Raw genomic sequence first — 21,310 nt, 5'->3', positions numbered from 1 at the left:
TTCATCACCGTACTCCTCCATTGTCGACAATCAGGATGGCCAGGGCGACCACCGTGTCACCGTGGCGGCCCCACCGGGCGACCCCGACCACCGGGGTGGTCGCCGGGGTGGTGGCCGTGCCCTGCGTGGTCAGCCGGGCCAGCGCGGCGGCGCGGCTCGCTCCGCGTACCCGGTGCACGACCTGATGGTCCAACGGCAGGTCGGCGGCGGCACGCAACCGCGCGGCGGCCTCGTCGAGCAGGTCCATGACCGGGTCCGCAGCCTCCTCGAGCAGGTCCGTGACCGGGCTCGCCGCCTCGTCGGGCTGGCCGAGCGGGCCGTCGAAGTCGTGCCACCGGAAGCCGACCGGCCGACCACCGACCGCTTTGATCAGTGATTCCTTCATGGCCACGCTGGCCGTCACGGCGACCGCGTCGACCCCGGCGGCGCGGCGTTCCGCCGGGGTCAGCAGGTGCCGCAGGTAGGTGCCGCCGAGGTCGGCGACCGCCCGGGCAACCCGGGGGACCTCGGCCATGTCCACCCCGACCAGCGCCGGCAGGACCGTCATACGGGTAGTCCGGCGCGCCGGCTCAGGAAACCCTCCAACACCGACGTGTACTCGTCGGGGCGTTCCGCCATCGGGATGTGCCCACACTCCTCGACCACCACGAACTCGGTGTCGGGCCGGTCCGACAGCAGTGCCAGCCACGGGTCGATCGGGGTCATCCGGTCGTACCGGCCCCACACGTACAGCGCCGGGCACGACGTCCGGTCGACGGCTGCGGTGACGTCGAAGCGCCGGGTGGCCTTCAGGCTGCGGGCCATGCTGACCATCGCGGCGGGCCGGCGCAGCAGCTGCGCGGTCTGCTCGATCTGCTCCTCGGTGAAGTGCCGGCCCCGGTGGAACAGCGCGTCCAGCATCCGCTCGCGGAACTCGTCGCCGGCGAGCCGCACGCTGGCCCGCCGGTCCATGTTCAGACCGACGTCCGGGTCCGGGGTGAGGCCGGGTGCCCCGCTGACGACGATCCCCGCGATCCGGTCCGGGTAACGGCTGGACATGTCGATGGCGACCAGTCCGCCGAGCGAGTTCGCGCAGAGCACGAACGCGCCGATGCCCGCCGCGTCGGCGGCGGCCAGCAGCTCCTCGCCGAGCCGTTCGATCGAGCCGGCGATCTTGCTGTCCAGGGCGCAGATCGCCTCGCGGGTCCGCAGCACACCCCGGCCGGAGCTCGCCAACGACGTGTACGGGTGGTCCCAGATCCAGCCGCCGGCGAACAGCGCGGACATGAAGACCACCGGGGGTCGGGCGGCGTCGCCGGGCTGGTAGTCGAAGCTGAACGACACGTTGGCTCCGATCACAGGAGGGAATCGTCGGGGGCGGACCAGCCGCACTCGCAGGTTGGTCCCTTGTGCACCGCCACCACGGCGGCGCAGCGCGGGCAGCGGGCGAAGTCGTGCACGGAGGTCGACTGCCAGACGCTGGTCATCGACCGCAGGCACAGCCCGCCCTGAAAGAACCGCCGGACGGCCCGCTGGTGCGGGCGGGCGTGGACCGCCCGTACCGCCTCCGGGGTGTCGAAGGTGGACAGGGTGAACTTGCGGTCGCCGATGTCGAAGGTCGACATGCCGAGGAAGCCACGTGCCGCCCGCAGTGCCGTCACGATCGGGCTGACCAGCAGGTCCACTTCGGCACTCTCGGCGTCGTCGCGGATCTGCAGCGAGGTGAGGACGAGGGCGCCGGGTCGGGCGGTACGCCCGGACCGGATGCGTGAGCTGGTCCCGAAGTACCGGTCGGTCTCGTCGGCCGGCAACGACCTGCTCTGGTAGCCGAGCGCCTCCAGCAGCGCGAGCCGGTCGAACTGTCGGGTGACCCGCACCGTCTCGCCGAGCCGGGCGACCGTGTCCACGCCGTCGATCGACAGCGTCGTGTTGGTCGCGGGCACCCCACGGTACGCCGCCCGGTGCTCGGCGGACATCGTCCAGGCCAGGACTACGGTCGTCTCGTCGGCGACCGCGTGGCGCACCTCGAACCGGGCGTTGCGGAACCGGTGCAGAAACTCGGTGGCGTGCCGGGTGATGTCGTCCCCGCCGATCGCCCCGGCCGTGTCCGGGTCCTGGTAGGAGTCGACCGTGCCGGCCACGGCGTCGGCGTCGGCGGCCTGCCAGGCGTCGAGATGGGCGCGGGCGATCTGCGCCAGCTTCGTGGTCATGGCTCCTCCGGTGCGTCGTGGCCGGCTAGCCGTGGCCCGACCAGCTGGCCGTCGTCGGCGAGCCGTGGCCCGACCAGCTGGCCGTCGTCGGCGAGCCGTGGCCCGATCAGCGCCACCGCGAGGGCCGTGTCGGCGGTGTGGGTCACGGAGAGCCGGATCTGCCCGATCCCCCGCTGCCGGGCCCGGTCGGCCAGCGCACCCTGCAGCCGTACCGCCGGGGGGTGGCCGTGCTGGCAGCGGGCCGACCGGTCGCAGAGCGCCGTCGGGCGGGGCAGCACCTCGGCCCGACCCAGCGCGGCGGCGTCGGCGGCGACACCGAGCAGGTCCAGGACCGCCCGCTTGGCGGCGAGCCGCCCCGCCCAGTGCCGCAGGCCGCGCCCGGCGCCGGAGCGGATCCGCTCCGCACGGGTGTAGACCCCGTGCAGGTCCATCCCGTCGATCAGCTGCTGTGGGCGGGACAACCCACCGAAGTGGACCACCCCGCACCCCCACCGCGTCACGCGGTCACCGCCACCGCGAGGCGGCGGAGACCGGCCGGCTCGCTCAGGCTCAGGCAGCGCAGACCCGCGCCCCGGGCGAACCCGGTCAACGTCCGACTGTCGCCCACCTCGACGCAGGTCGCACCGGCCGGCAATCGCTGCATCGTCTCCGCCCAGCGCACCCGGGCGACCAGTTGGGTGGTCAGGGATTCCCGCAGGACCTCGACGTCGGTGGTCGGGGTCGCGGTCACGTTGGGGACCACCGGTACGGTCGGCGGGCGCATCGGCTGCTCGCGTACGACCCGCCGCCACTCGTCGAGGGCTTCGGCCATCAGCGGCGAGTGGAACGCGTTGCTGACCTTCAGCGGCACGATCCGTCGGCCTGGGCCGACGAGTTGGCGAAACCGCTCGATGGCGGGGAAGGCACCGGAGACCACCACATGGTCGGCGGCGTTGACCAGGCCGACGGCGAGCGGTTCGGTGTCGGTGCCGGCGGCAGCGACCGCCTGTTCGACCTGCGGCAGCGGCACGCCCAGCACGGCGGCCATCGCGCCGGTGCCATCGACGGCGGCCATCAGCCGGGCCCGGTCGCGCACCAGCCGCAGCGTCGTGGCCAGATCCAGTACGTCGGCGGCGTACAGGGCGCTGAGTTCGCCGACGCTGTGCCCGGCGACGATGCCCGGGCGGTGGCCTTCGGCGCGCAGCACCGCCAGCGCGGCCAGGTTGCAGACGGTCACCGCCGGCTGGGCGTTCTCCGTGGCCACCAGGTCGGCGATCGGCCCCCGCGCGCAGAGCTGGCTGATCGGCATCCGCAGCACCGCGTCGGCCTCGTCGAGCACGGATGCGGCCGCCGGGTGGCGGCGCAACCAGCCGCCCATGCCGACCCGCAGGGTCCCCTGCCCGGGAAACAGGTACGCGAGCACTACTCCTCCAACTGACGGAACTGAGCGCCTCAGAGCCGGCGGCGGCGCCGCTGCGGTTCGGCGCCCTCGTGGGTGCCGAGGAAACCGAGGATCAGCTCGTTGGTCTTGTCCGGCGCGTCGAGCGGGATCCAGTGGCTGGCACCTTCGATCCGTTCGTAGCGCCACGGTCCCTTGACGTACCGGCCGGAGTTGGCCATGCCCTCCTCCTCCATGGCCTTGTCGCCGTCGGACCAGATGCCGAGCGTCGGGGCGAGCACCGGCGGGAAATTGGTCTGCGTGCGCAGCTCCGCTTCCGGGGACCGGTTGGCCCGGTACCAGTTCAGCGCGGCGGTGAGCGCACCGGGGCGGGCCAGGTCGCGCAGGTAGCGGGTGTGGTCGCCCTCCCGGCCCATGATCTGTTTGAACAGCCGCCACCCGTTGCGGCGCAGCAGTTCCTCGGTGACCCCCGGGAACTGGTAGTAGAGCATGTACCACGACTTCTGCCGCTGCTCGATGCTCGGCGTGGCGAACACGCCGGGGTGCCCGACCGAGAGCACCACGAGGTGGTCGACCCGCCGGGGCATGAGGAAGGCGTACATCCAGGCCAGCGCCGCGCCCCAGTCGTGGCCGACGACGTGGGCGCGCCCGATGCCGAGCTGCGCGGTGACGCCGACGAGATCGTTGAGCACGGTACGCATCTCGTACGCCTCGATCTCCTGCGGCTTGCTCGACTCGCCGAAGCCACGCAGGTCCGGGGCGACGACCCGGTATCCGGCGTCGACCAGGGCCGGGATCTGGTGCCGCCACAGGTAGGACGAGTCGGGGAAGCCGTGCAGCAGCAGGACCGGGTCGCCGGCGCCTTCGTCGACGAGGGCGATCTCGACGTCGTTGACCGTCACCTTCTTGTTGATCACACTGTCTCCCTCAGCAGCCGTTCGACGAAGAACTCACTGAACCCGAAGTCCGGCACCTGCTCCGGCGGGACCATGTTCAGCAGCCCGGTCACCTGCAGGGCGTCGTTGCGGGTCATCAGCTCCCGCGCCCGCCGGCGGCGGCGCACCGCCGCCTCGCCGAACTCGACGTGCAGCTTGGCCATCACGTTCGCGCCGAAGTGCAGCCGCTTCATCCGTGCTTCGCGTTCGACCACGTACGGGTCGAACGTCGCCGGTGACCAGTCGTCGGTGCCGCGCAGCAGTTCGCAGACCGTACGGGCGTCGCGCAGGCTGCACGACAGTCCGGTGCCGAGCACCGTGTCGGCGTTGCCGGCCTCGTCGCCGATCAGCACCACGCCCTGCGCCAGCGGCGGGCGCTGCGGCACGATCGACACCGACGGCCAGGCGACCAGCGGCCCGTCGGCCCTGGCGGCGGCCACGGCGGCGCCCTTGTCGGGCAGGCAGTCCAGTGCGAACGCGGCCAGGAAGCGTTCGACACCGCCGGCCCCCCGGTAGCGGGTCTGCTGACCGGTGGCGAAGTTGAGATACAGCCGGGCCCGGCCGTAGCCCTGCGGGAAGACCATGAACATCACGTCACCGGCGGTGCCCATCGCCTGGACGTCGGCCGGCCAGTCGTCGAGGCCGTCCACCATCAGGCCGGCTCCCCAGTGGTGGATGGCGTTGCTCATCGTGACGCCGATCTGCCGGCCCACCGTGCAGGCCCGGCCCGTCGCGCCCAGCACCATCCGGGTGGTGATCCGGTGCTCGCCGTCGGCGTCGCGGTAGGTGACCACCGGTTCGGTGCCGGCGGTGACCGCGATCCGGGAGGCGCCCATCACCACCCGGGCGCCGTTGCCCGCCGCCTGTTCGGCCATCAGTTCACAGACCCGGTGGTGCGGGAAGGAGTACGGTCCGCCGACGCCCGGCATGAAGCTGCACATGTCGACGGCCTGCGCCTCGTCCGGGTGCACCACCTCGTCCCACTGCACCCACTCCCGGATCTCCCAGGCACCGCCCAGCACGAAGGCGTCGTCGACGCCGAGCCACTGCGCCTCGGCGATGCCCCAGGGGGCGAGCCATTCACCGCGTACCAGGTCCCGGTACTGGGTCTGCTTCTCCAGCAGCATCACCGACATGCCGTGGGCGGACAGGTCGCAGGCGGCGGCGGCACCGGCGATGCCGCCGCCGACGATGACGACGTCCGCGCTGTGGTCCGTCACGCTCCCCACCTCTCCCAGAAGGTGCGCTCCTTGGCCGGGCGCCGCTTGGCGGGCCGGAAGTCGGTGCCGACCGTGTAGGCCACCGGCAGCAGGCAGATCTGGGTGACCCCGGACGGGATGCCGAGCAGCTCGCCCACCTGCCGCTCGTACGGCAGATGCATGCAGGTGATGGTGCTGCCCAGCCCGCGGCTGCGCAGGGCGAGCTGCAGCGACCAGATCGCCGGGAAGATCGAGCCGTAGTAGATGCTGTGCCGCATCGGTCCGAGCTGCACGTCGTGCGCCGGGTCACCGGCCGGTTTGCCGGCCCGGAACCGGGCCCACTCGGCCTCGATCGCGGCGGTGTCCGGCGGTCGGCCGAGCACGCAGGGCAGGATCATCACCGGTACGCGGGGCAGGATCTCCTGCAGCGCGGCGGCGGAGGAGTTGTTGCGCCGCGCCTGCGCGGTGTTGCGTTGCCGCCCGGACCGGGTCCACGACTCGTCGCGGTGGAACTGCCAGGACAGCGCGATGATCTCGGAGATCCGGTGCTTGACGTCGGGATCGGTGATGACCAGCCAGCGCCAGTTCTGGTGGTTGTTGGCGGTCGGTGCCTGGACGGCGATCTCCAGTGCCTCCTCCACCAGGTGCCGTGGCACCGGCCGGTCCAGGTCCAGGCGACGCCGTACCGCCCGGGTGGTGGTCAGCAACCGGTCGGTCTCGGCCAGGTCGAAGGGGTCGGCGCTCACGCCGGCCCCGACAGGGTCGAAGGGGTCGGCGCTCATGCCGGCCCCAGCAGGACGGCGCCGCGTACCGAGCCGGGCGCGGCGGTGAGCACCAGGGTCCGGTCCAGCGCCGGCAGCATGTCCGGTTTGGTCAGATAGGACTCGACGGTACCGGCCACCGGACGCCGCAGACCGGTCACGGCGGGGGCGACGCGGTCACGTAGAGCCAGGGCGCCGAGGGCGATGTTCAGCGCGCCGGTCGCGGCCTGACAGTCGCCGGTCTGCCCGACGGACGTGGTCAGCAGCGCCCCGGGCAGGGCGTCGAGCAGCGCGGCCGCCTCGGTGGCGTCGTGCGCTCCGCCGGTCGCCGCGCCCAGCACCAGTCCGATGCCGGGCTCGGCGGTCACGGTCGTCAGGCTGTTGCGTACGCCGTCGCGTTCGGTGCCACCGGCGGCGGTCGCGTGCCGGGTCCGTACGACGGTGGCGTAGGGCCGGCCGCCGCGCGCCGCGCAGTGCGCGGCGGACTCGACCACCAGGGCGGCCGCCGCCGAGCCCGGCGCCGGGGTGTCACCGGCGATGTCGTACGGCGAGACCGTGCTGCCCTCGGGCACCGGCCGGGCGGTTTCGTCGGCGGCCACGACCAGCACCACCTCGGCCTTGCCGGACCGGATCATCTCGACCGCGCAGTCGAGCGCGATCGACGCCGAGGCACCGCCGTTGCAGATGGTGGTGGTCGGTCCACGCAGGCCCAGTGCCTGGCAGACCGCCCCGCCGGTGGCGTTGAGGACGACGTTGGAGAAGCTCAGCGCCGACGCCCGGCCCGGGTCGACGGCCACGCTCTGGTCGAAGTCGTCGGTGCTCTCCACGGATCCGGCGGCGGTGGCGAAGACCACGCCGACGTCGTTGAGCGCGCTACGGGGCAGTTTCAGCGCCGCGTCCTCCCAGGCCAGCCGGGACGCGGCGATGGCCATCCGGGACAGGTGGTTCATGTGCCGCCAGACCGGGCGGGGGGCGTACGAGCGGCTGGTCAGGTCCGGCGGCTGCCCGACGGCGCTGCGGCCGGTGCTGATCGCCTCGCTGAGCTCGTCGATGCCCACACCGAGGCCGGTTACCGGGCCGAGTCCGCTGATCACCACCGGGGCGGCGGCGTCGTATCCGGGCTGCTCGGCGCGGGCCCGGCCGGGGGTGGTCAGCACCAGCGAGGCGTTGTTGCCGCCGAAGGCGTAGTTGTTGCAGACGACGACGTCGATCGGCATCGGTCGGGCCGTGTTGGGGACGAAGTCGAGCCCTTCACGGGCCGCCGCCTCGTCGTCGAAGCCGATGGTCGGCGGGGCGGTGTCGTGGCGCAGCGCCAGCACGCTGGCGACCGTCTCCACCGCGCCGGCGGCGCCGAGGGTGTGCCCGAGGAACGACTTGATGCTACTGGTGGGCACGCGCGCGGCCCGGTCACCGAAGACGACCCGCATGACCTTGGCTTCCATGCTGTCGTTGGCGGGCGTACCGGTGCCGTGACCGTTGACGTAGTCGACGTCGTCGACGCTCACCCCGGCGTCGGCCAGCGCCCGCCGGACCGCGCTGGCACCGCCCCGACCGGCGGGGTCGGGGGCGGTCGCGTGGTAGGCGTCGGCGGACAGCCCGTAGCCGGCGACCTCCGCCAGCGGTTCGACACCCCTGGCCAGTGCCCGCTCCAACGGTTCGACCAGGACGAACGCCGCGCCTTCGCCGAGGTTGAGGCCGTCGGATCTGCTGTACGGCGCGCAGGCTCCCGGGCTCAGCGCGTGCAGGCCGGCGAAGCCGGCGTAGGTGCCGAAGAGCAACGGGTCGACGCCGCCGGCGAGCACCAGGTCCGCCTCGCCCGTGATGATCTTGTCGCGGGCGAGGCCGACCGCGTTGCCGCCGGCCGCGCAGGCGGTGGAGACCAGGATCCGTGGGCCGTGGGCGCCGAGCCGGTCGGCCACCACATCAGCGGTACGGTGCATCGGCTGGTACCTGTTCGCCGGATCCGGCGTGGCCTGGCACTTGCCCAACACCATCCCGAACCGGTCCGGGCCGGCCGCCGACAAAGGTAGACCGGTCCTGGGCAGTTCCAGACCGGCCTGCCGCAACGCCTGGCGCGCCGCGACCATCGCCAACTGCGCCGTCCGGTCCAGGCCCGCTTCGTCGGCGAGCAACTGCGACGTGATCCACTCGTCGGGCACCTGGCCGGCGTGGCGTGCCTCGAACGCGGCGAAGGCGGGGTCGGTGATCAGGCTGATGCCCCCGGTGCCCGACGCGAGCCGCAGCCAGAACTCGTCGGGGTCGCGGCCGATCGCGCAGATGACCCCGAGGCCGGTGATGACGACAGTGGGAAGCGCCATGGCGTCCTCTCCTCACAAGCGATCCGGTCCGGCTGGCTCAGAGGACCGGGACGCTCCAGCTCTTGGGCGTCACGTACGGGCTGCTGAGGGTGACCGCCTCGGCGTCGCCGACGGTGAGGTGCAGGCCCGCCGCGGCGAACTCGGGTGACACCCGGGCCAGGCCGAGGGTCTCGCCGATGCCGATGCTGTGGGTGGCGTAGACCACGTGCCCGATCTGCTCACCGGCGGCCGACACGCTGGCGCCGGCGGCGGGCAGCGCGCTGCCACAGCGGAACCCGACCGTCCGCACCGTCGGCGCGCCCTCGAACTCCCGCAGCAGCGCGTCCTTGCCGACGAAGGACTCCTTGGTGAAGTCGACGAGCCAGTTGGCGCCGAGCTCGAGGACGCTGGCCCGGTGACCGTCCTCGTGCCGCAGCACCGGCTGACGGACCTCCAACATGGCCAGTTCCAGGGCTTCGAGCCCGGCCGGGGTGGCGTGCTCGACGGCCAGGCCCCACAGCGTCGCGGCCTCGGTACGCGGCACGATGATCTTGTATCCGTACTCGCCGGTGCTGCCGGTGCGACCGAAGACGACGTCCACGCCGTTCCAGGTGGTGTCGGCCACCGACTCCAACGGCAACGCCGCGAGCTCCCCGTCGATCAGCCGGCCGATGACCCCCCAGCAGTACGGGCCCTCGAAGGCGATGATCGCGAGGTCCTGCGACCGGTCGACGATCTCGACCCCGGCGTGCTCCTGCGCCTCGAGGTACGCCAGCAGGCTGGTGCCCGTACCGCACGAGCTTTCCAGGATCATCCCGTCCTCACGGCCCCAGACCACCACCTGGTCGACGATCCGACCGTCGGCGGCGAGCACCAGACTGCTCATGCACCGCTCGGCGGTCAGGTACTCCACGTCGCGGGCGAGGATCCGCTGGATGAAGTCCACCGCCGCGTCGCCGCGTACCTCGATGAGGCTCGCCGGGCTGAGGTCGATGACGGCGGCCCTGTCCCGGATGGCCGCGTACTCGGTCTCCATGGTGGAGTAGCGCATCGGCACCTCGGCGTCGGCGATCTCGCCGAAGACCGTGCCGTCGGGGTGGACGTCGGTGAGTGCGGATTTCATGTCAAGCCTCTCCAGCTGGTTTTCCTGCGGCGGGGTCGGTGATGGTGATCAGCCCCTCCGCCGCGACCTGGTCGTCGACCCGTGCGACGACGCGGTACTCGCTGATGCCCCCCGCGCCGGCGGTCCGCTCGGCGGAGAGCACGATCTGGTCACCGGGAACGATCCGGCGCCGGAACCGCATGGACCGCACACCGGTCAGATAGCTGATCCGGCCGGCCCCGGCGAGTGCGAAGACGGCACCGGCGAGCTGTGCCATCGCCTCGATCACCACGACGCCGGGCAGGACCGCTTCCTCCGGGAAGTGACCCTGGAACCACAACTCGGTCGCGGCGACGTTCTTGATCGCCACGCCGTGGGTGCCCGGTTCGATGCTGTCGATCCGGTCGAGCAGCAGCATCGGCCAGCGGTGCGGGATCAACGCCCGGATCTGGTCGTTGCTCAGCGCCGGCGCGGCCGTGGTGTGCCCGTTTCCGGACGCCGGCCGGGTGCGGACCCTCATGACCCGGCAGCGGGCAGCAGATCCGGATTGATCGTCTCCGCCAGCCGGGACACCGATCCGAAGATCGCCAGATCGCTGTCGTAGAGCGCCACCCCGAACTCCGCTTCGATCGCCACGTAGAGTTCGAGGACGTCGAGGCTGTCCAGTTCCAGTCCGCGACCGAACAACGGCTGGTCGTCGGTGATCCAGTCAGGGTCGATCGGAATGTCCAGGCGGGTGACGATCATTTTCTTTATCTGTGCGCACGCCTCGCGACGTGCTGCGGCACGCGCCCGAATGTCGTCCAGAGTCATCCATAGCCTCCCTGTTCTTCAGGTACGCGGTGGCCTCAGCCGAGACCGCCGCCATTGGCCACCAGAACCTCGCCGGTCACGTACGATGCCTTTTCCGAGGCCAGAAACGTGACCAGACCGGCTATCTCCTCGGGCCGGGCCATCCGCCCCAACCGGATCCGGGACTCGTACTGCTTGCGGATCTGACTCGGCAGTACCCGGGTCATGTCGGTGGCCACGAATCCGGGCGCGACGACGTTGGCCCGCACCCCGTGCGGCGCGGCCTCGTACGCCAACGCCTTGGTGAAGGCGATGATCGCGCCCTTGGACGCGACGTAGTTGGTCTGACCGGGGAACCCTCCGTCGAGCCCGCTCGCCGAGGAGAGCGTGACGATCGCCCCGCGACGTTGGTGCTGCATGATGCGCATCGCCTCGCGGCAGCTGAGGAAGGTGCCCTGCACGTTCACGTCCATGGTCTCCTGGAACTGGCCCAGGCTCATCGCCACCAGGTGCCGGTCCCGGGTGATGCCCGCGCTGGTCACCAGGACGTCCAGCCGGCCGTGCTCGGACCGCAGCGCACGGAACATGTCCCGGACGCTGACCTCGTCGGTCACGTCGGCGTGCAGGGCCGCCGCGCTGCCGCCCTCCTGGCTGATCTGGCTCACCAGTTCCTTGGCGTCGCTCTCGGACCGCGAGTAGTTGACCACCACGTGGACGCCCTCGCGGGCCAGATCCAGCGCCACGGCCCGGCCGATGCCGCGCGAGCCGCCGGTGACCAACGCGACCGAGCCATCGGCGAAGAGCATGTCGACTGTCCCCCGCTCTGTCGTGACCGACGACGGCGCGCGACCCCTGACCGAGGTCCCGCCCCCGCCGGTAATACGAATCGCACACCGACCCAGGTACCCAGGACACGGTATCCCCGGAAGTTATTGCGTCAATATCATCGCGATTTCGTCGCATTGACGAGCCTTCAGGCCCATGGGAGGATACGGCCCATGAATACGGTCGACGTCGAGGTTCTCATTGTGGGCGGAGGACCGGTCGGCCTGTCCGCCTCGATCGAACTGTCGCGCCATGGAGTGACGTCTCTCCTCGTCGAGAAGCACGCCGGCACCTCCATTTTTCCCAAGGCACGACTCGTCTCGACGCGCACCATGGAGATATTCCGGTCCTGGGGGATTCAGGACGCGGTGGAGCAGGCCGGGCTGCCCCGCGCGGACAGCCTCGCGCTGGGGATCGGCTCCGCGCTGACGGCGGCGGACTTCCAGCGGGCCGTCGCACCGATCCACGACGACGCACCTCAGAGCCCGACCTACACCTACATCTGCTCGCAGGACCGGCTCGAGGTGATCCTGCGGGCCCTCGCCACCGGGCACGACACCGCGCAGGTGCGCTTCGCCACGACCATGACCCGGCTGCGGACCGTCACCGACGGCGTCGAGGCCGTGGTCGACTCCGCCGACGGCCGACGACTGGTCCGGGCCCGCTACGCGATCGCCGCCGACGGCGGACGCAGCGGCATCCGGGCCGCGCTGGGGATCGGGGTGGCCGGTCCACCGCCCCTGGGCCACATGCTCAGCGTCATGTTCGACGCCGACCTGCGGCAACTGCTGCACGACCGGCTCGGCGCGCTCTACTTCGTCCGCGGCGAGGTGGGCTGCGCGGTGGAGGCGGTGGACAACGTGCGTCGCTGGATCATCCAGACCGCGTACGAGCCCGAGCTGGGTCAGCGAGCCGAGGATTTCACCGAGGAGGTCTGCCTGGGCCTGGTCCGGGCGGCGGTCGGCATCCCGGACCTGCCGGTCGAGATCATCGGTACGATGCCCTGGCTGCAGCAGGCGATCGTGGCCGACGAGTTCCGCCGTGGCCCGATCTTCCTCGCCGGCGACGCCGCGCACGTCGCCACCCCGCAGGGCGGCTTCGGGATGAACTGCGGCATCCAGGACGCGCACAACCTGGGCTGGAAACTCGCCGCCGCGTTGCACGACGCTGCCGGCGCGCGGCTGCTCGACAGCTACCCGGACGAACGCCGGCCGGTCGCCGAATGGACCGTCGACGAGAGCCTGAACAACGCCCTGATCACGGTGGAGATGATGGAAGGGCGGCTGGCCATGCAGGAGGCCGGGCAGCGGCAGGCCGACCGGCGCCGCGCCGAAGGCATGGTCCTGGGTTACCGGTACGACTCGTCCGCCGTCATCCCGGACGGCACCGACCCGCCGGCGCCGGACGACCCGTACCGGACCTATGTGCCGACGGCACGACCGGGACACCGGGCACCCCACGTGTGGCTGTCCACGGCCGGCACCCGGGTGTCCACCCTCGACCTGATCGGTCCGGAGTTCACCCTGATGACCCCGGCCGGCAGCGGCTGGGCACAGTGCGCCAAGGAGGCGAGCGGCCGGGCGGCTGTCGGGATCAGCGCGGTGGAGGTCTCCTCGGACGACTCGACGACGTTGTCGGGCCCCGACTGGGCCGATCGGTACGGACTCTCCCCCCGGGGCGCGGTCCTGATCCGGCCGGACGGGCACGTCGCCTGGCGGTGCGTCGACGCCACGCCGTCGAGCGACGCCGTGGTCGACGCGCTCGACCGGATCCTGGACCGGACATCCACCAGTCGGTGACGGGGCACCGGGCGTGCCGACCCGCCGGTCGGTGACGGACGGCGCAGGGCGCGGTCACCTGCCGGTCAACTGGCGTGCTCACGCACCAGCAGGTCGCCGGGCTGCCCGTACGCCCGGGACCGCAGCCCACGGGCGGCCGGCATCAACGTCGGCGCGTCGCGCAGGATCTGGTCGTGCAGGCGTTTGAGTTCCGGTCCGGGCTCGAGGCCGACCTGCTCGACCAGGTGACGGCGCGCCTCCTGATAGGTCCGCAGCGACTCCGCCCGCCGCCCGGCCCGGTACTGCGCGAGCATCAACTGGGCCCGTGAGCGCTCCCGCAGTGGATGCTCCGCCACCAGCGGGATGAGGTCCATGATGACCCGGTCGTGGTGACCGAGTTCGAGTTCCAGATCGACGTGGGCATGGGCGGCCTCGAGGCGGGCCTCCTCCAGCGCCGCCGCCTCGGCCTGCAGCCCGCACATCCCCTCGAACGGTGTCCCCCGCCACAGGGCCAGCGCGCGGACCAGCAACCCGGCGGCCAGTTCACGGTCCGGGCAGTCGCGGGCCCGGCCGGTCAGCTCGGTGAACCGGTGCAGATCGATCCGCTCGGGTGCCACCCGCAACAGGTACCCCGGGCTCATCGTCACGATCGCCTGTTCGTCGGCGGCGGCGGCACCGATCCGTTCACCCAACGCGGCACGGAGCCGGGACACGCAGATGGCGATCTGCGACCGGGCGCTGCGCGGCGGCGTACCGGCCCAGACCGCCGCGATCAGTCTGCTGACGCTCACGACCCGATTGGCGTCGAGGGCGAGCCGGGCCAGCACCGCCCGTTCCCGCAGGCCACCGATGCGGACCGACTCGTCGCCCTTGCAGACCACCAGCGGCCCCAGGATCCGAAGCTCCAGCGAATCGCTCATGACCGCTGCCGGGCGAGGTAGTTCTCCAACTCGTCCGCGGCGCGCCGGGTGCCGCCGGCGGCGCGGACGTGCTGGCGCATCCGGCGGGTGCCGTCCTGGATCGCCGGGTCCGCGGTCACCTGCCCGATCAGCTCCAGCAGCCGGGGCGCGGTCAGCTCCTGCTGGTCGAGTGGGCGCCCCAGGTCCAGTTCGTCCAGGCGTCGTGCGGTCACCGCGTCGATGGCCGAGGTCGGTACGACGACCATGGGGGTGCCGGTGAGCAGCGCCTCCATGACCGTACCCATGCCGCCGTGGGTGACCACCGCAGACGCGTGCTCGAGCACCGTGACGTGCGGCACCCAGCGGTGCACCTCGACGTTGGACGGCAGCGGGCCCAGCGATTCGGGGTCGATCGCGTCCGCGACCGTCAGCACGGCGTGCCACGGCGCCTGCGTGAAAGCCGAGATACAGGTGCGGAAGAAGTCCGGGTGCCCGTTGAAGACCGCGCCGAGAGAAACCAGGACCACCGGTAGCTCACTGGTCGGCGGCTTCCAGTCGCCGAGGAAGGCCCGCTGCCCGACGCACGGGCCCACGAACACGAACCGGTCGTCGAAGGAGTCCCCCGCGTACTGGAACTGTCGGGGAATGGTGACGAGGTTGAAATCCTGTACGCCCCACCACAGTTCCTGCGGCGCCACCGCCACCTGGTGGGCGGCGCACAACGCACCGATGCGGCCCATGAACTCGGCCAGCCACGGCGGGGGCGTCGGCGGTCCACCGGCGGGCGGTGCACCCTCGCCGCCGTAGATGGCGTTCAAGTAGGAAAAGGACTCGTTCGAGGCGAACATCGGAATCAGCTGGACGGCGGGCAGTTGCCACTTGCGGGCCAGGATTCGCCCGGCGTAGAGAATCGACGTGTCGTACAGGGTCAGGCTCGGCGGATCGACCGCGAGTTCGGCGTCGGCGGTCCGCAGCATCGCGGTGCTCTCGTCGAGCAACAGGTTCAGCAGATACCGGGGATCGTGTGCCACACCGGTGAAGTCGGCCTGTTTGTAGCGCGAGTCGTACTGCACGACGGTCGCCCCCGCCGCCTCGGCGATCGAGGCCGTCCGGGCACCCGTGAGATAGGTGACCCGATGTCCCCGGTCCACCAGCTCGGTCACCACCGCCAGGTTGGGAATGACGTGGCCGTGATCCGGGTGGCTCATGACAAGAACGTGTTCAGACATCTGCTGGCGTCCTCAAGCTGTCGACTGCGCGCTCATGCAGCCGGGCCCGACCGGTACGACTCGGCTGACCGGGCCCGGTCGGTGCAGGTTAGACAGCCCACCAGCCCGTGCGCACCCCCTTACCCACCCCTATCGATTAGGGGTTCTGGCTGCACGGTGCCCTGCGGTACGGTGCCCGAGGGATCGGTTGATCAGGGCGCTGGTCCGGTGTGGTCATACGTTCTCGTGGGTTGATCCGGCTGGTCACGCGCCATCGACCGGGTGCCCACCCCTACGGACCTACGGAGAATCCACGATGGCCACCCTGGTCTGGGACTACCTGCTGGAGTACGAGAGCGAGAAGCACGACATTCTCGACGCCGTCGAGTCGGTGTTCCGGTCCGGCCGGCTGGTACTCGGGGACAGTGTCCGCTCCTTCGAACAGGAATTCGCCGCGTACCACGGACTCGGCCACTGCGTCGGGGTGGACAACGGGACCAACGCGCTCAAGCTCGCGCTACAGGCCCTGGACGTCGGACCGGGCGACGAGGTCGTCACCGTGTCGAACACCGCCGCGCCGACGGTCGTGGCGATCGACGCGGTCGGCGCCACCCCGGTCTTCGTCGACGTCCGGCCGGACACGTACCTGATGGATGTCGACCAGGTCGCGGCCGCGGTCACCACCCGGACCCGGTGCCTGCTCCCGGTCCACCTGTACGGGCAGTGCGTCGACATGGCACCCCTGCGCCGGATCGCCGCGGCACACGACCTGGTGATCCTCGAGGACTGTGCCCAGTCGCACGGTGCCCGCCACCACGGTCAGGTCGCCGGTGCGATGGGCGACGCGGCCGCGTACTCCTTCTACCCGACCAAGGTCCTCGGGGCGTACGGCGACGGTGGCGCCGTCATCACCGACGTCGAGGCCGTGGCAGACCGGCTGCGTCGATTGCGCTACTACGGCATGGCGCAGACGTACTACGTCGTCGAGACGCCCGGACACAACAGCCGGCTCGACGAGGTCCAGGCCGAGATCCTGCGCCGCAAGCTCGGCCGGCTCGACGACTACATCGACCGACGGCGCGCCGTGGCCCAGCGCTACGCCGACGGGCTCGGTGACACCGACCTGGTGCTGCCCACGCTGGCCGACGGCAACGACCACGTCTACTACCTGTACGTGGTCCGGCATCCCCGCCGCGACGACATCATCGAGCGGCTGGCGGCCTTCGACATCCGGCTCAACGTCAGCTACCCGTGGCCGGTGCACACGATGACCGGCTTCGCCCACTTCGGCTACCGCGCCGGTCAGTTGCCGGTCACCGAGCGGCTGGCCGGCGAGATCTTCTCCCTGCCGATGTACCCGTCGCTGCCGACCGGCCTGCAGGACAAGATCATCGAGTCGGTCCGGGACGTGCTGGCGCACCTGTGAGCAGGCTCCGCAGGCAGGCGACCAGGCTGCGGGCCTGGACGTTGAGATAAAAGCTGTGCGCCAGCAGCTCGGTCAACTGCGCCAGGGTCAGCCACCGGTAGTCGTCCCGGTCGCCGGCGGGCACCGCATCGGTCTCCACGATGAGGTAACGGTTGCGGGCGTGGTAGAAACGGCCGCCCTCCTCGGACAGGACGGCGTCGAAGCGCACCTGCTCCGGTCCGGCCGCCAGCACGTCGGCCAGAAACGGTGGCCACTGGTCGGCCGGCAGGTGCCCGTAGTTGCCCGGCAGGCACTGCACGGTCGGCGCGAGTTCGATCACGTCGGCGAAACCCGGTTCCGGGCGGGCGCAGACCAGCATGTGCAGGACACCGTCGATCGGCCGGACGAGGAACGCGATGATGCCGTCGCTGCGGGGCTGGATCATCGGCTGCGTCCACTGACCCACCTCGCGGCCGGCGGCCCGCACCTGGACACCCATCACGTCGAAGTACCGGCCGGACTCGTGCGATATCCGCCCGTCGCGGTGCAGCCAGCCCTCGGCCGCGACGAGTGGGCCAAGTCGGGCCCGGATCTCGGTCCGGGTCCGCATCCCGGTGACCCAGCTCAGGATCTCGGTGAGGGACCACGCCGCGCCGCTTCGCGGATCGCAGGAGTGCGCCAGGGCGGCGCCGAAGTCGTCGTCGAACGGCAGGATCGTGCCCCAGCCGGGTCCGCCGAGCGGCAGGCAGGCCAGGACCGTCCGGGCGTCCATTCCGACCAGATCCGGCACCCGGAGCAACCGGTGGATCTGTCCCATCGTCAACCAGCAGAAACCGTCGAGTACGGGCACGTCGGCGGCGACCTCGACGACCATGTTGCGGTTGCGCTTCTGGTAGAACCACGCGCCCTGCTCGGACTGCCGGACGTCGGTGAGCACCCGGTGCCCGACCGGGTTGAGGAAATAGTCGAGGTACGGCACCGGCCGCCCCTGGTGCACCCGCGTGTAGTTGCTCCGGGTCGCCTGCACGGTCGGGGCGAGTTGGACGCCGTTCTGGTTGCCTGGCTCCCGTTTGGCCTGCATCAGACAGTGCAGTACGCCGTCGATCCGCTTCACCAGGATGCCGAGAATGCCGATCTCAGGCTGGTGGATGATCGGTTGCGTCCAGTTCGTCACCGGGCCGGCGGGGTAATCCACCGCGAGGGACTCGACGGTGAAGAACTTTCCGGTGCGGTGGCGCAGATTGCCGGTGACCGGATCCTGCGTCCAGTCACGCAGGTCCGCCAACGCGACCTGTTCGACGGACATGCTCGTCCTCTCGCGCATACCGGCGAGCCACCGGTCGAAGTCCGCGTCCCCGGCGAAGCGTCCACTCGTGGCCAGCATCGACTCGACGAGGCTGGCTTCGGGCGCCGTACCGGCCCCGGCGCGCAGGGCACCACGCGTTGTCGCCGACACTCCGCTCACCGGGCCCGCGCGGGCTGCTCGACCGCCTGGCAGGCCGCGTACTCGGGCAACAGGCCGGCGGCCCGCGCCTGCGCCAGGGTACGGGCCTGCCGGTCACGCGGGGACAGCAGCGGCGTCAGGCCCGCAGGCAGGTCGAGCGCGATCGCCGGATCCAGGATCGACACCGCCAACTCGTTGGCCGGGTCGTACTCCCGGGACAACAGGTAGGTCATGACCGTGTCGGATTCCACCGCGACGAAGGCATGGCCGACCCCGGGCGGCAGATAGACGGCGCGATGGTGCAGGGGATCCAGCAGTACGCCGTCCCACCGCCCGTAGGTCGGCGAGCCGACCCGCAGATCGACCACGAAATCGTACGCACGACCGGCCGGACAGTGCACGTACTTGGCGGCACCGGGCGGCGTACGGGTGTAGTGGATCCCCCGGGCCACGCCCTGCACGGAACGGCTGTGGCTGACCTGGGCGACGGCGAACAGCGAATGCCCGAGCGCTGCCCGGAAATCCGACTCCTGAAAATGCGAGACGAACACGCCACGCTCGTCCGGGTGAATTTGTGGTGTGAATACGTAGGCACCCGCGACGGCCAAGGGCTGCGCTTTCATGGTTCGCATTCCATCGGTCGCCACCGCCCGTCTGCATTCGACACTTGTCCGTTGCCGCCGATCACACCGCGGCGGGTCGCGCCGTCGCACCGTGCCGACGATGAAGCCACCGGGTGATCGCCGAGTCAGGATGCGACACGGCAACGGAACAGGTCAATGCGATAGGGGGAGCCACCGGCGAGGTTAGGGGTCGGCCCCCTGCGGACAGACACCGGCTCAGCCGGCCGCCGGCGCAGGTGCCAGCGCGTCCAGGGTGCGCCGCAACGCCACGGGCAGCGGCGTACGTGCCCGCCAGCCGGTTACCGCCCGGAACGCCGACGGATCGACCACCAGGCTGTGCAGGTCCATCGCCGAGGCGTTCGCCAGTGGCGGCACCGACTCGACCGTCACCGGCGGCCCACCGGTGTGTTCGGCGGCCAGGGCCGCGATCATCGTGAAGAGTTCGCGCAGCGTGGTGCCCTGCCCGCTGCCGATCGGCCAGTGCCGGCCGGCCAGCGCCGTCGGATGGTGCAGGGCCCCGACGAATGCGTCCGCGACGTCGTCGACGAACAGCAGGTCACGCTGTGCCGTACCGTCGGCCCACACGGTGAGCGGTTGTCCGGCCAACGCCCGCCGCAGCATCGTGCTGACCACTCCCCTGTCGATCACCCCCGGTGCCCGTCCCGGCCCGAAGACGGTCGGCAGGCGCAGGGTCGTTCCACACACGACACCGTCGGCGGTGGCCGCCTCGACCGCCCACTGCGCCACCTGCTTCTGCCGGTCGTACCCGGTGGCGGGCCGGTCCGGCTCGGTACCGTCGACGCGGGTCGGCCCGGGGCCGACCTGCGAGGTCGACCCCGGGAACACCAGCACCGGCGGCGGCCCGACCCGGCGGGGCGGCCGCTCCGCCAGCGCGGCGAGCGCACTGCGTACCACCCCGACGTTGACCGCCCGCGCGGTCGCCTCGTCGTCGGTCAGCCGCCAGGTGCCCCGTCCGGCGTACAGCACCAGTGGGAGCACCGCGTCGGCGTCGGCGACGCATTCGCGGACCTGCCGAGGGTCGGTCAGGTCGCGCACCAGTCGTTGCGCCGGGGCCGGACCGGGCGGGGGCGCCGGCAGGTGCCGGGACACCAGTCGCAACCGGACGTCCCGCCAGCTCAGCCGCGCCGACACCGCCGCGCCGACGAACCCGCTGGCGCCCAGGATCACCACCAGCGGTGGACGCCCGTGGTCACCCCGACCGTGCGGGGCTGGCGCACCGTCAGACAACGTGAACCTCGGGGACGTAGAGCAGCCATCGTCCACCCGCCGCCCGGAAGGCGGTCTCCTTCGCCATGATCTCGTCGGCGTGGTTCCAGGCGAACAGCACCGCGTACGGCGGGTACGCGGCGGTGAACGCTTCCGGCCCCCGTACCGGGATGTGTGAGCCCGGCGTCAGCCGGCCCTGCTTGGCGGGGGTGGTGTCGCAGATGAACTCGATCCGGTCCGGACCGATCCCGCAGAAGTTCAGCACGGTGGCGCTCTTGGCCGTGGCGCCGTAGCCGACCACCCGTTCGCCCCGGGCGTGACGCTCGTCGAGGAACGCGGTCAGTCCTCGGCGGATCCGCTCGACCCGGTCGCCGAACCGCCGCAGCGTCTCCGGCTCGGCGATGCCGGCCCGGCGTTCCTGAGCCAGCAGGTCGGCGACCGCCCGTGTCGGCGTCCGGGCACCGGGCCGCGCCAGGGTGTAGCGGACCTCGCCGCCGTGGACCGGCAGCCGCTGCACGTCCACCAGTTCCAGCCCGTGTCGCGTCGCCATCGCCTGCACCGATCCGCCGGTGAAGAGGAAGAAGTGCTCGTCGTAGATCTGGTCGAACGAGGTTCGCTCGACGATGTCCGCGAAGTAGGGATCCTCGAACACGAAGACCCCGTCCGGGGCGAGCAGCTCCCGCACTCCCTTGAGGATGGAGTCGATGTACGGGATGTGGCACAGGGTGTTGGCCGCGTAGATGACGGTGGCCGGCCCGTCGCTGACGGCGATGTCGGCGGCCACGGAGGCCTCGAAGAAGTCGGTCCGCACCCGTACCCCACGCTGCGCCGCCATGGCGGCCACGCCGCTGGACGGTTCCACCCCGAGATGGCGGACCCCGGCGTCGGCGACGGTGCCGAGCATCGTCCCGTCGTTGCAGCCGATCTCGACGATGAAGGCGTCCGGCCGGTGGAGTTCCTCGGCGAGGAACCGGCGCGCGAGCGCCTCGAAGTGCGCCCGCATGACCGCCGACCCTCGGGAGATGTACGGGTAGTCCGCGTGGAACATCCGCTCCCTCGGCACCTCCTCCATGAGCTGCACCATCGTGCAGGTACGGCAGATTCCCACGGCCAGGCGGTAGAAGAACTCCGGGTCAGTCTGCTCCGGCACCAGGAAGGCGTCGGACAGCGGCTGTCGTCCGAAGTCGAAGAACTCCTCCACCGGCCCGGCACAGACCCGGCAGGTCGACGTCGCAGGCATGTACGGCA

21 protein-coding genes are annotated in these 21,310 nt (G+C 71.3%); 2 read left to right on the top strand and 19 right to left on the bottom strand.

Annotation, left to right across the window (positions count from 1 at the left end; all coding sequences use genetic code 11):
- Nucleotides 1-4 precede the first annotated feature (4 nt).
- From ACN28F_RS29550 to fabG, 13 genes are read right to left on the bottom strand one after another with little or no spacing between them, the layout of a single operon-like run.
- A complete protein-coding gene (locus tag ACN28F_RS29550) occupies nucleotides 5-547 on the bottom strand; it encodes a hypothetical protein (RefSeq protein ID WP_421360766.1) in 543 nt (180 codons plus the stop codon).
- Nucleotides 544-1,338, bottom strand: coding sequence for an alpha/beta fold hydrolase (locus ACN28F_RS29545; RefSeq protein ID WP_421360765.1), 795 nt, complete (start codon nucleotides 1,336-1,338; stop codon nucleotides 544-546). The genes ACN28F_RS29550 and ACN28F_RS29545 overlap by 4 nt, the downstream gene beginning before the upstream one ends.
- Nucleotides 1,335-2,189 carry an ester cyclase gene (locus tag ACN28F_RS29540; protein ID WP_421360763.1) on the bottom strand — a complete coding sequence of 285 codons (855 nt, stop codon included), beginning with the start codon at nucleotides 2,187-2,189 and terminating at the stop codon, nucleotides 1,335-1,337. The genes ACN28F_RS29545 and ACN28F_RS29540 overlap by 4 nt, the downstream gene beginning before the upstream one ends.
- Nucleotides 2,186-2,689, bottom strand: a complete 504-nt coding sequence (locus ACN28F_RS29535) for a hypothetical protein (protein WP_421360762.1) — start codon at nucleotides 2,687-2,689, stop codon at nucleotides 2,186-2,188. Before ACN28F_RS29535 ends, ACN28F_RS29540 begins: the two co-directional genes overlap by 4 nt.
- On the bottom strand, nucleotides 2,686-3,591 hold the full coding sequence (locus ACN28F_RS29530; protein ID WP_421360760.1) for an ACP S-malonyltransferase: 906 nt from the start codon (nucleotides 3,589-3,591) through the stop codon (nucleotides 2,686-2,688). The genes ACN28F_RS29535 and ACN28F_RS29530 overlap by 4 nt, the downstream gene beginning before the upstream one ends.
- Nucleotides 3,592-3,620: 29 nt before the next feature.
- The gene (locus ACN28F_RS29525; RefSeq protein WP_289205712.1) at nucleotides 3,621-4,484 is read right to left on the bottom strand and encodes an alpha/beta fold hydrolase; all 864 of its coding nucleotides are present in this window, start codon (nucleotides 4,482-4,484) and stop codon (nucleotides 3,621-3,623) included.
- A complete protein-coding gene (locus ACN28F_RS29520) occupies nucleotides 4,481-5,722 on the bottom strand; it encodes an NAD(P)/FAD-dependent oxidoreductase (protein WP_421360758.1) in 1,242 nt (413 codons plus the stop codon). The genes ACN28F_RS29525 and ACN28F_RS29520 overlap by 4 nt, the downstream gene beginning before the upstream one ends.
- Entirely contained in the window at nucleotides 5,719-6,483 is a 765-nt protein-coding gene (locus tag ACN28F_RS29515) for a nitroreductase family protein (RefSeq protein WP_289205710.1), read from the bottom strand. The genes ACN28F_RS29520 and ACN28F_RS29515 overlap by 4 nt, the downstream gene beginning before the upstream one ends.
- The gene (locus tag ACN28F_RS29510) at nucleotides 6,480-8,780 is read right to left on the bottom strand and encodes a beta-ketoacyl-[acyl-carrier-protein] synthase family protein (protein ID WP_289205709.1); all 2,301 of its coding nucleotides are present in this window, start codon (nucleotides 8,778-8,780) and stop codon (nucleotides 6,480-6,482) included. Before ACN28F_RS29510 ends, ACN28F_RS29515 begins: the two co-directional genes overlap by 4 nt.
- 37 nt (nucleotides 8,781-8,817) lie before the next feature.
- The gene (locus ACN28F_RS29505; protein WP_289205708.1) at nucleotides 8,818-9,882 is read right to left on the bottom strand and encodes a glycine cleavage T C-terminal barrel domain-containing protein; all 1,065 of its coding nucleotides are present in this window, start codon (nucleotides 9,880-9,882) and stop codon (nucleotides 8,818-8,820) included.
- A gap of 1 nt (nucleotide 9,883) precedes the next feature.
- Nucleotides 9,884-10,381, bottom strand: coding sequence for a 3-hydroxyacyl-ACP dehydratase FabZ (fabZ, locus tag ACN28F_RS29500; RefSeq protein WP_289205707.1), 498 nt, complete (start codon nucleotides 10,379-10,381; stop codon nucleotides 9,884-9,886).
- The gene (locus ACN28F_RS29495) at nucleotides 10,378-10,674 is read right to left on the bottom strand and encodes an acyl carrier protein (RefSeq protein ID WP_289205706.1); all 297 of its coding nucleotides are present in this window, start codon (nucleotides 10,672-10,674) and stop codon (nucleotides 10,378-10,380) included. Before ACN28F_RS29495 ends, fabZ begins: the two co-directional genes overlap by 4 nt.
- A 35-nt stretch (nucleotides 10,675-10,709) precedes the next feature.
- Entirely contained in the window at nucleotides 10,710-11,459 is a 750-nt protein-coding gene (gene fabG / locus ACN28F_RS29490) for a 3-oxoacyl-ACP reductase FabG (RefSeq protein ID WP_289205705.1), read from the bottom strand.
- 192 nt (nucleotides 11,460-11,651) lie between these two features.
- On the opposite strand from fabG, the gene ACN28F_RS29485 reads away from it, so the two are divergent.
- Nucleotides 11,652-13,277 (top strand): FAD-dependent monooxygenase, encoded by a 1,626-nt coding sequence (locus ACN28F_RS29485; RefSeq protein WP_289205704.1) that lies wholly within the window; start codon nucleotides 11,652-11,654, stop codon nucleotides 13,275-13,277.
- Nucleotides 13,278-13,342: 65 nt separating this feature from the next.
- Here ACN28F_RS29485 and ACN28F_RS29480 read toward each other — a convergent pair whose 3' ends face one another.
- Together ACN28F_RS29480 and ACN28F_RS29475 are read right to left on the bottom strand one after the other, a co-directional pair.
- Entirely contained in the window at nucleotides 13,343-14,176 is an 834-nt protein-coding gene (locus ACN28F_RS29480; RefSeq protein WP_289205703.1) for an AfsR/SARP family transcriptional regulator, read from the bottom strand.
- Nucleotides 14,173-15,363 carry a macrolide family glycosyltransferase gene (locus ACN28F_RS29475; protein ID WP_421360754.1) on the bottom strand — a complete coding sequence of 397 codons (1,191 nt, stop codon included), beginning with the start codon at nucleotides 15,361-15,363 and terminating at the stop codon, nucleotides 14,173-14,175. The genes ACN28F_RS29480 and ACN28F_RS29475 overlap by 4 nt, the downstream gene beginning before the upstream one ends.
- Before the next feature lie 316 nt (nucleotides 15,364-15,679).
- Between ACN28F_RS29475 and ACN28F_RS29470 the strand changes: the two genes are divergently transcribed.
- On the top strand, nucleotides 15,680-16,789 hold the full coding sequence (locus ACN28F_RS29470; protein ID WP_289205701.1) for a DegT/DnrJ/EryC1/StrS family aminotransferase: 1,110 nt from the start codon (nucleotides 15,680-15,682) through the stop codon (nucleotides 16,787-16,789).
- Here ACN28F_RS29470 and ACN28F_RS29465 read toward each other — a convergent pair.
- The 4 genes from ACN28F_RS29465 to ACN28F_RS29450 form a co-directional block, all read right to left on the bottom strand.
- Nucleotides 16,752-18,233 (bottom strand): NDP-hexose 2,3-dehydratase family protein, encoded by a 1,482-nt coding sequence (locus tag ACN28F_RS29465; RefSeq protein WP_421360752.1) that lies wholly within the window; start codon nucleotides 18,231-18,233, stop codon nucleotides 16,752-16,754. The genes ACN28F_RS29470 and ACN28F_RS29465 overlap by 38 nt on opposite strands.
- A complete protein-coding gene (locus ACN28F_RS29460; RefSeq protein ID WP_289205699.1) occupies nucleotides 18,230-18,835 on the bottom strand; it encodes a dTDP-4-dehydrorhamnose 3,5-epimerase family protein in 606 nt (201 codons plus the stop codon). Before ACN28F_RS29460 ends, ACN28F_RS29465 begins: the two co-directional genes overlap by 4 nt.
- Before the next feature lie 216 nt (nucleotides 18,836-19,051).
- Nucleotides 19,052-20,083 (bottom strand): NAD-dependent epimerase/dehydratase family protein, encoded by a 1,032-nt coding sequence (locus tag ACN28F_RS29455; protein ID WP_421360749.1) that lies wholly within the window; start codon nucleotides 20,081-20,083, stop codon nucleotides 19,052-19,054.
- Nucleotides 20,076-21,302 (bottom strand): class I SAM-dependent methyltransferase, encoded by a 1,227-nt coding sequence (locus tag ACN28F_RS29450; protein WP_289205697.1) that lies wholly within the window; start codon nucleotides 21,300-21,302, stop codon nucleotides 20,076-20,078. The genes ACN28F_RS29455 and ACN28F_RS29450 overlap by 8 nt, the downstream gene beginning before the upstream one ends.
- Between the last annotated feature and the right edge of the window lie 8 nt (nucleotides 21,303-21,310).

Source organism: Solwaraspora sp. WMMA2101, assembly GCF_049179175.1.
Taxonomy (GTDB): domain Bacteria; phylum Actinomycetota; class Actinomycetes; order Mycobacteriales; family Micromonosporaceae; genus Micromonospora_E.
Note: the sequence above shows the minus strand (reverse complement) of the source record. Positions and strands in the feature narration are given on the sequence as shown.

Coding starts and splice junctions, on each gene's coding strand:
- ACN28F_RS29550 (WP_421360766.1), bottom strand. CDS start 547: ATGACGGTCCTGCCGGCGCTGGTCGGGGTGGACATGGCCGAGGTCCCC.
- ACN28F_RS29540 (WP_421360763.1), bottom strand. CDS start 2,189: ATGACCACGAAGCTGGCGCAGATCGCCCGCGCCCATCTCGACGCCTGG.
- ACN28F_RS29515 (WP_289205710.1), bottom strand. CDS start 6,483: ATGAGCGCCGACCCCTTCGACCCTGTCGGGGCCGGCGTGAGCGCCGAC.
- ACN28F_RS29510 (WP_289205709.1), bottom strand. CDS start 8,780: ATGGCGCTTCCCACTGTCGTCATCACCGGCCTCGGGGTCATCTGCGCG.
- ACN28F_RS29505 (WP_289205708.1), bottom strand. CDS start 9,882: ATGAAATCCGCACTCACCGACGTCCACCCCGACGGCACGGTCTTCGGC.
- fabZ (WP_289205707.1), bottom strand. CDS start 10,381: ATGAGGGTCCGCACCCGGCCGGCGTCCGGAAACGGGCACACCACGGCC.
- ACN28F_RS29495 (WP_289205706.1), bottom strand. CDS start 10,674: ATGACTCTGGACGACATTCGGGCGCGTGCCGCAGCACGTCGCGAGGCG.
- fabG (WP_289205705.1), bottom strand. CDS start 11,459: ATGCTCTTCGCCGATGGCTCGGTCGCGTTGGTCACCGGCGGCTCGCGC.
- ACN28F_RS29485 (WP_289205704.1), top strand. CDS start 11,652: ATGAATACGGTCGACGTCGAGGTTCTCATTGTGGGCGGAGGACCGGTC.
- ACN28F_RS29480 (WP_289205703.1), bottom strand. CDS start 14,176: ATGAGCGATTCGCTGGAGCTTCGGATCCTGGGGCCGCTGGTGGTCTGC.
- ACN28F_RS29475 (WP_421360754.1), bottom strand. CDS start 15,363: ATGAGCCACCCGGATCACGGCCACGTCATTCCCAACCTGGCGGTGGTG.
- ACN28F_RS29470 (WP_289205701.1), top strand. CDS start 15,680: ATGGCCACCCTGGTCTGGGACTACCTGCTGGAGTACGAGAGCGAGAAG.
- ACN28F_RS29460 (WP_289205699.1), bottom strand. CDS start 18,835: ATGAAAGCGCAGCCCTTGGCCGTCGCGGGTGCCTACGTATTCACACCA.
- ACN28F_RS29450 (WP_289205697.1), bottom strand. CDS start 21,302: ATGCCTGCGACGTCGACCTGCCGGGTCTGTGCCGGGCCGGTGGAGGAG.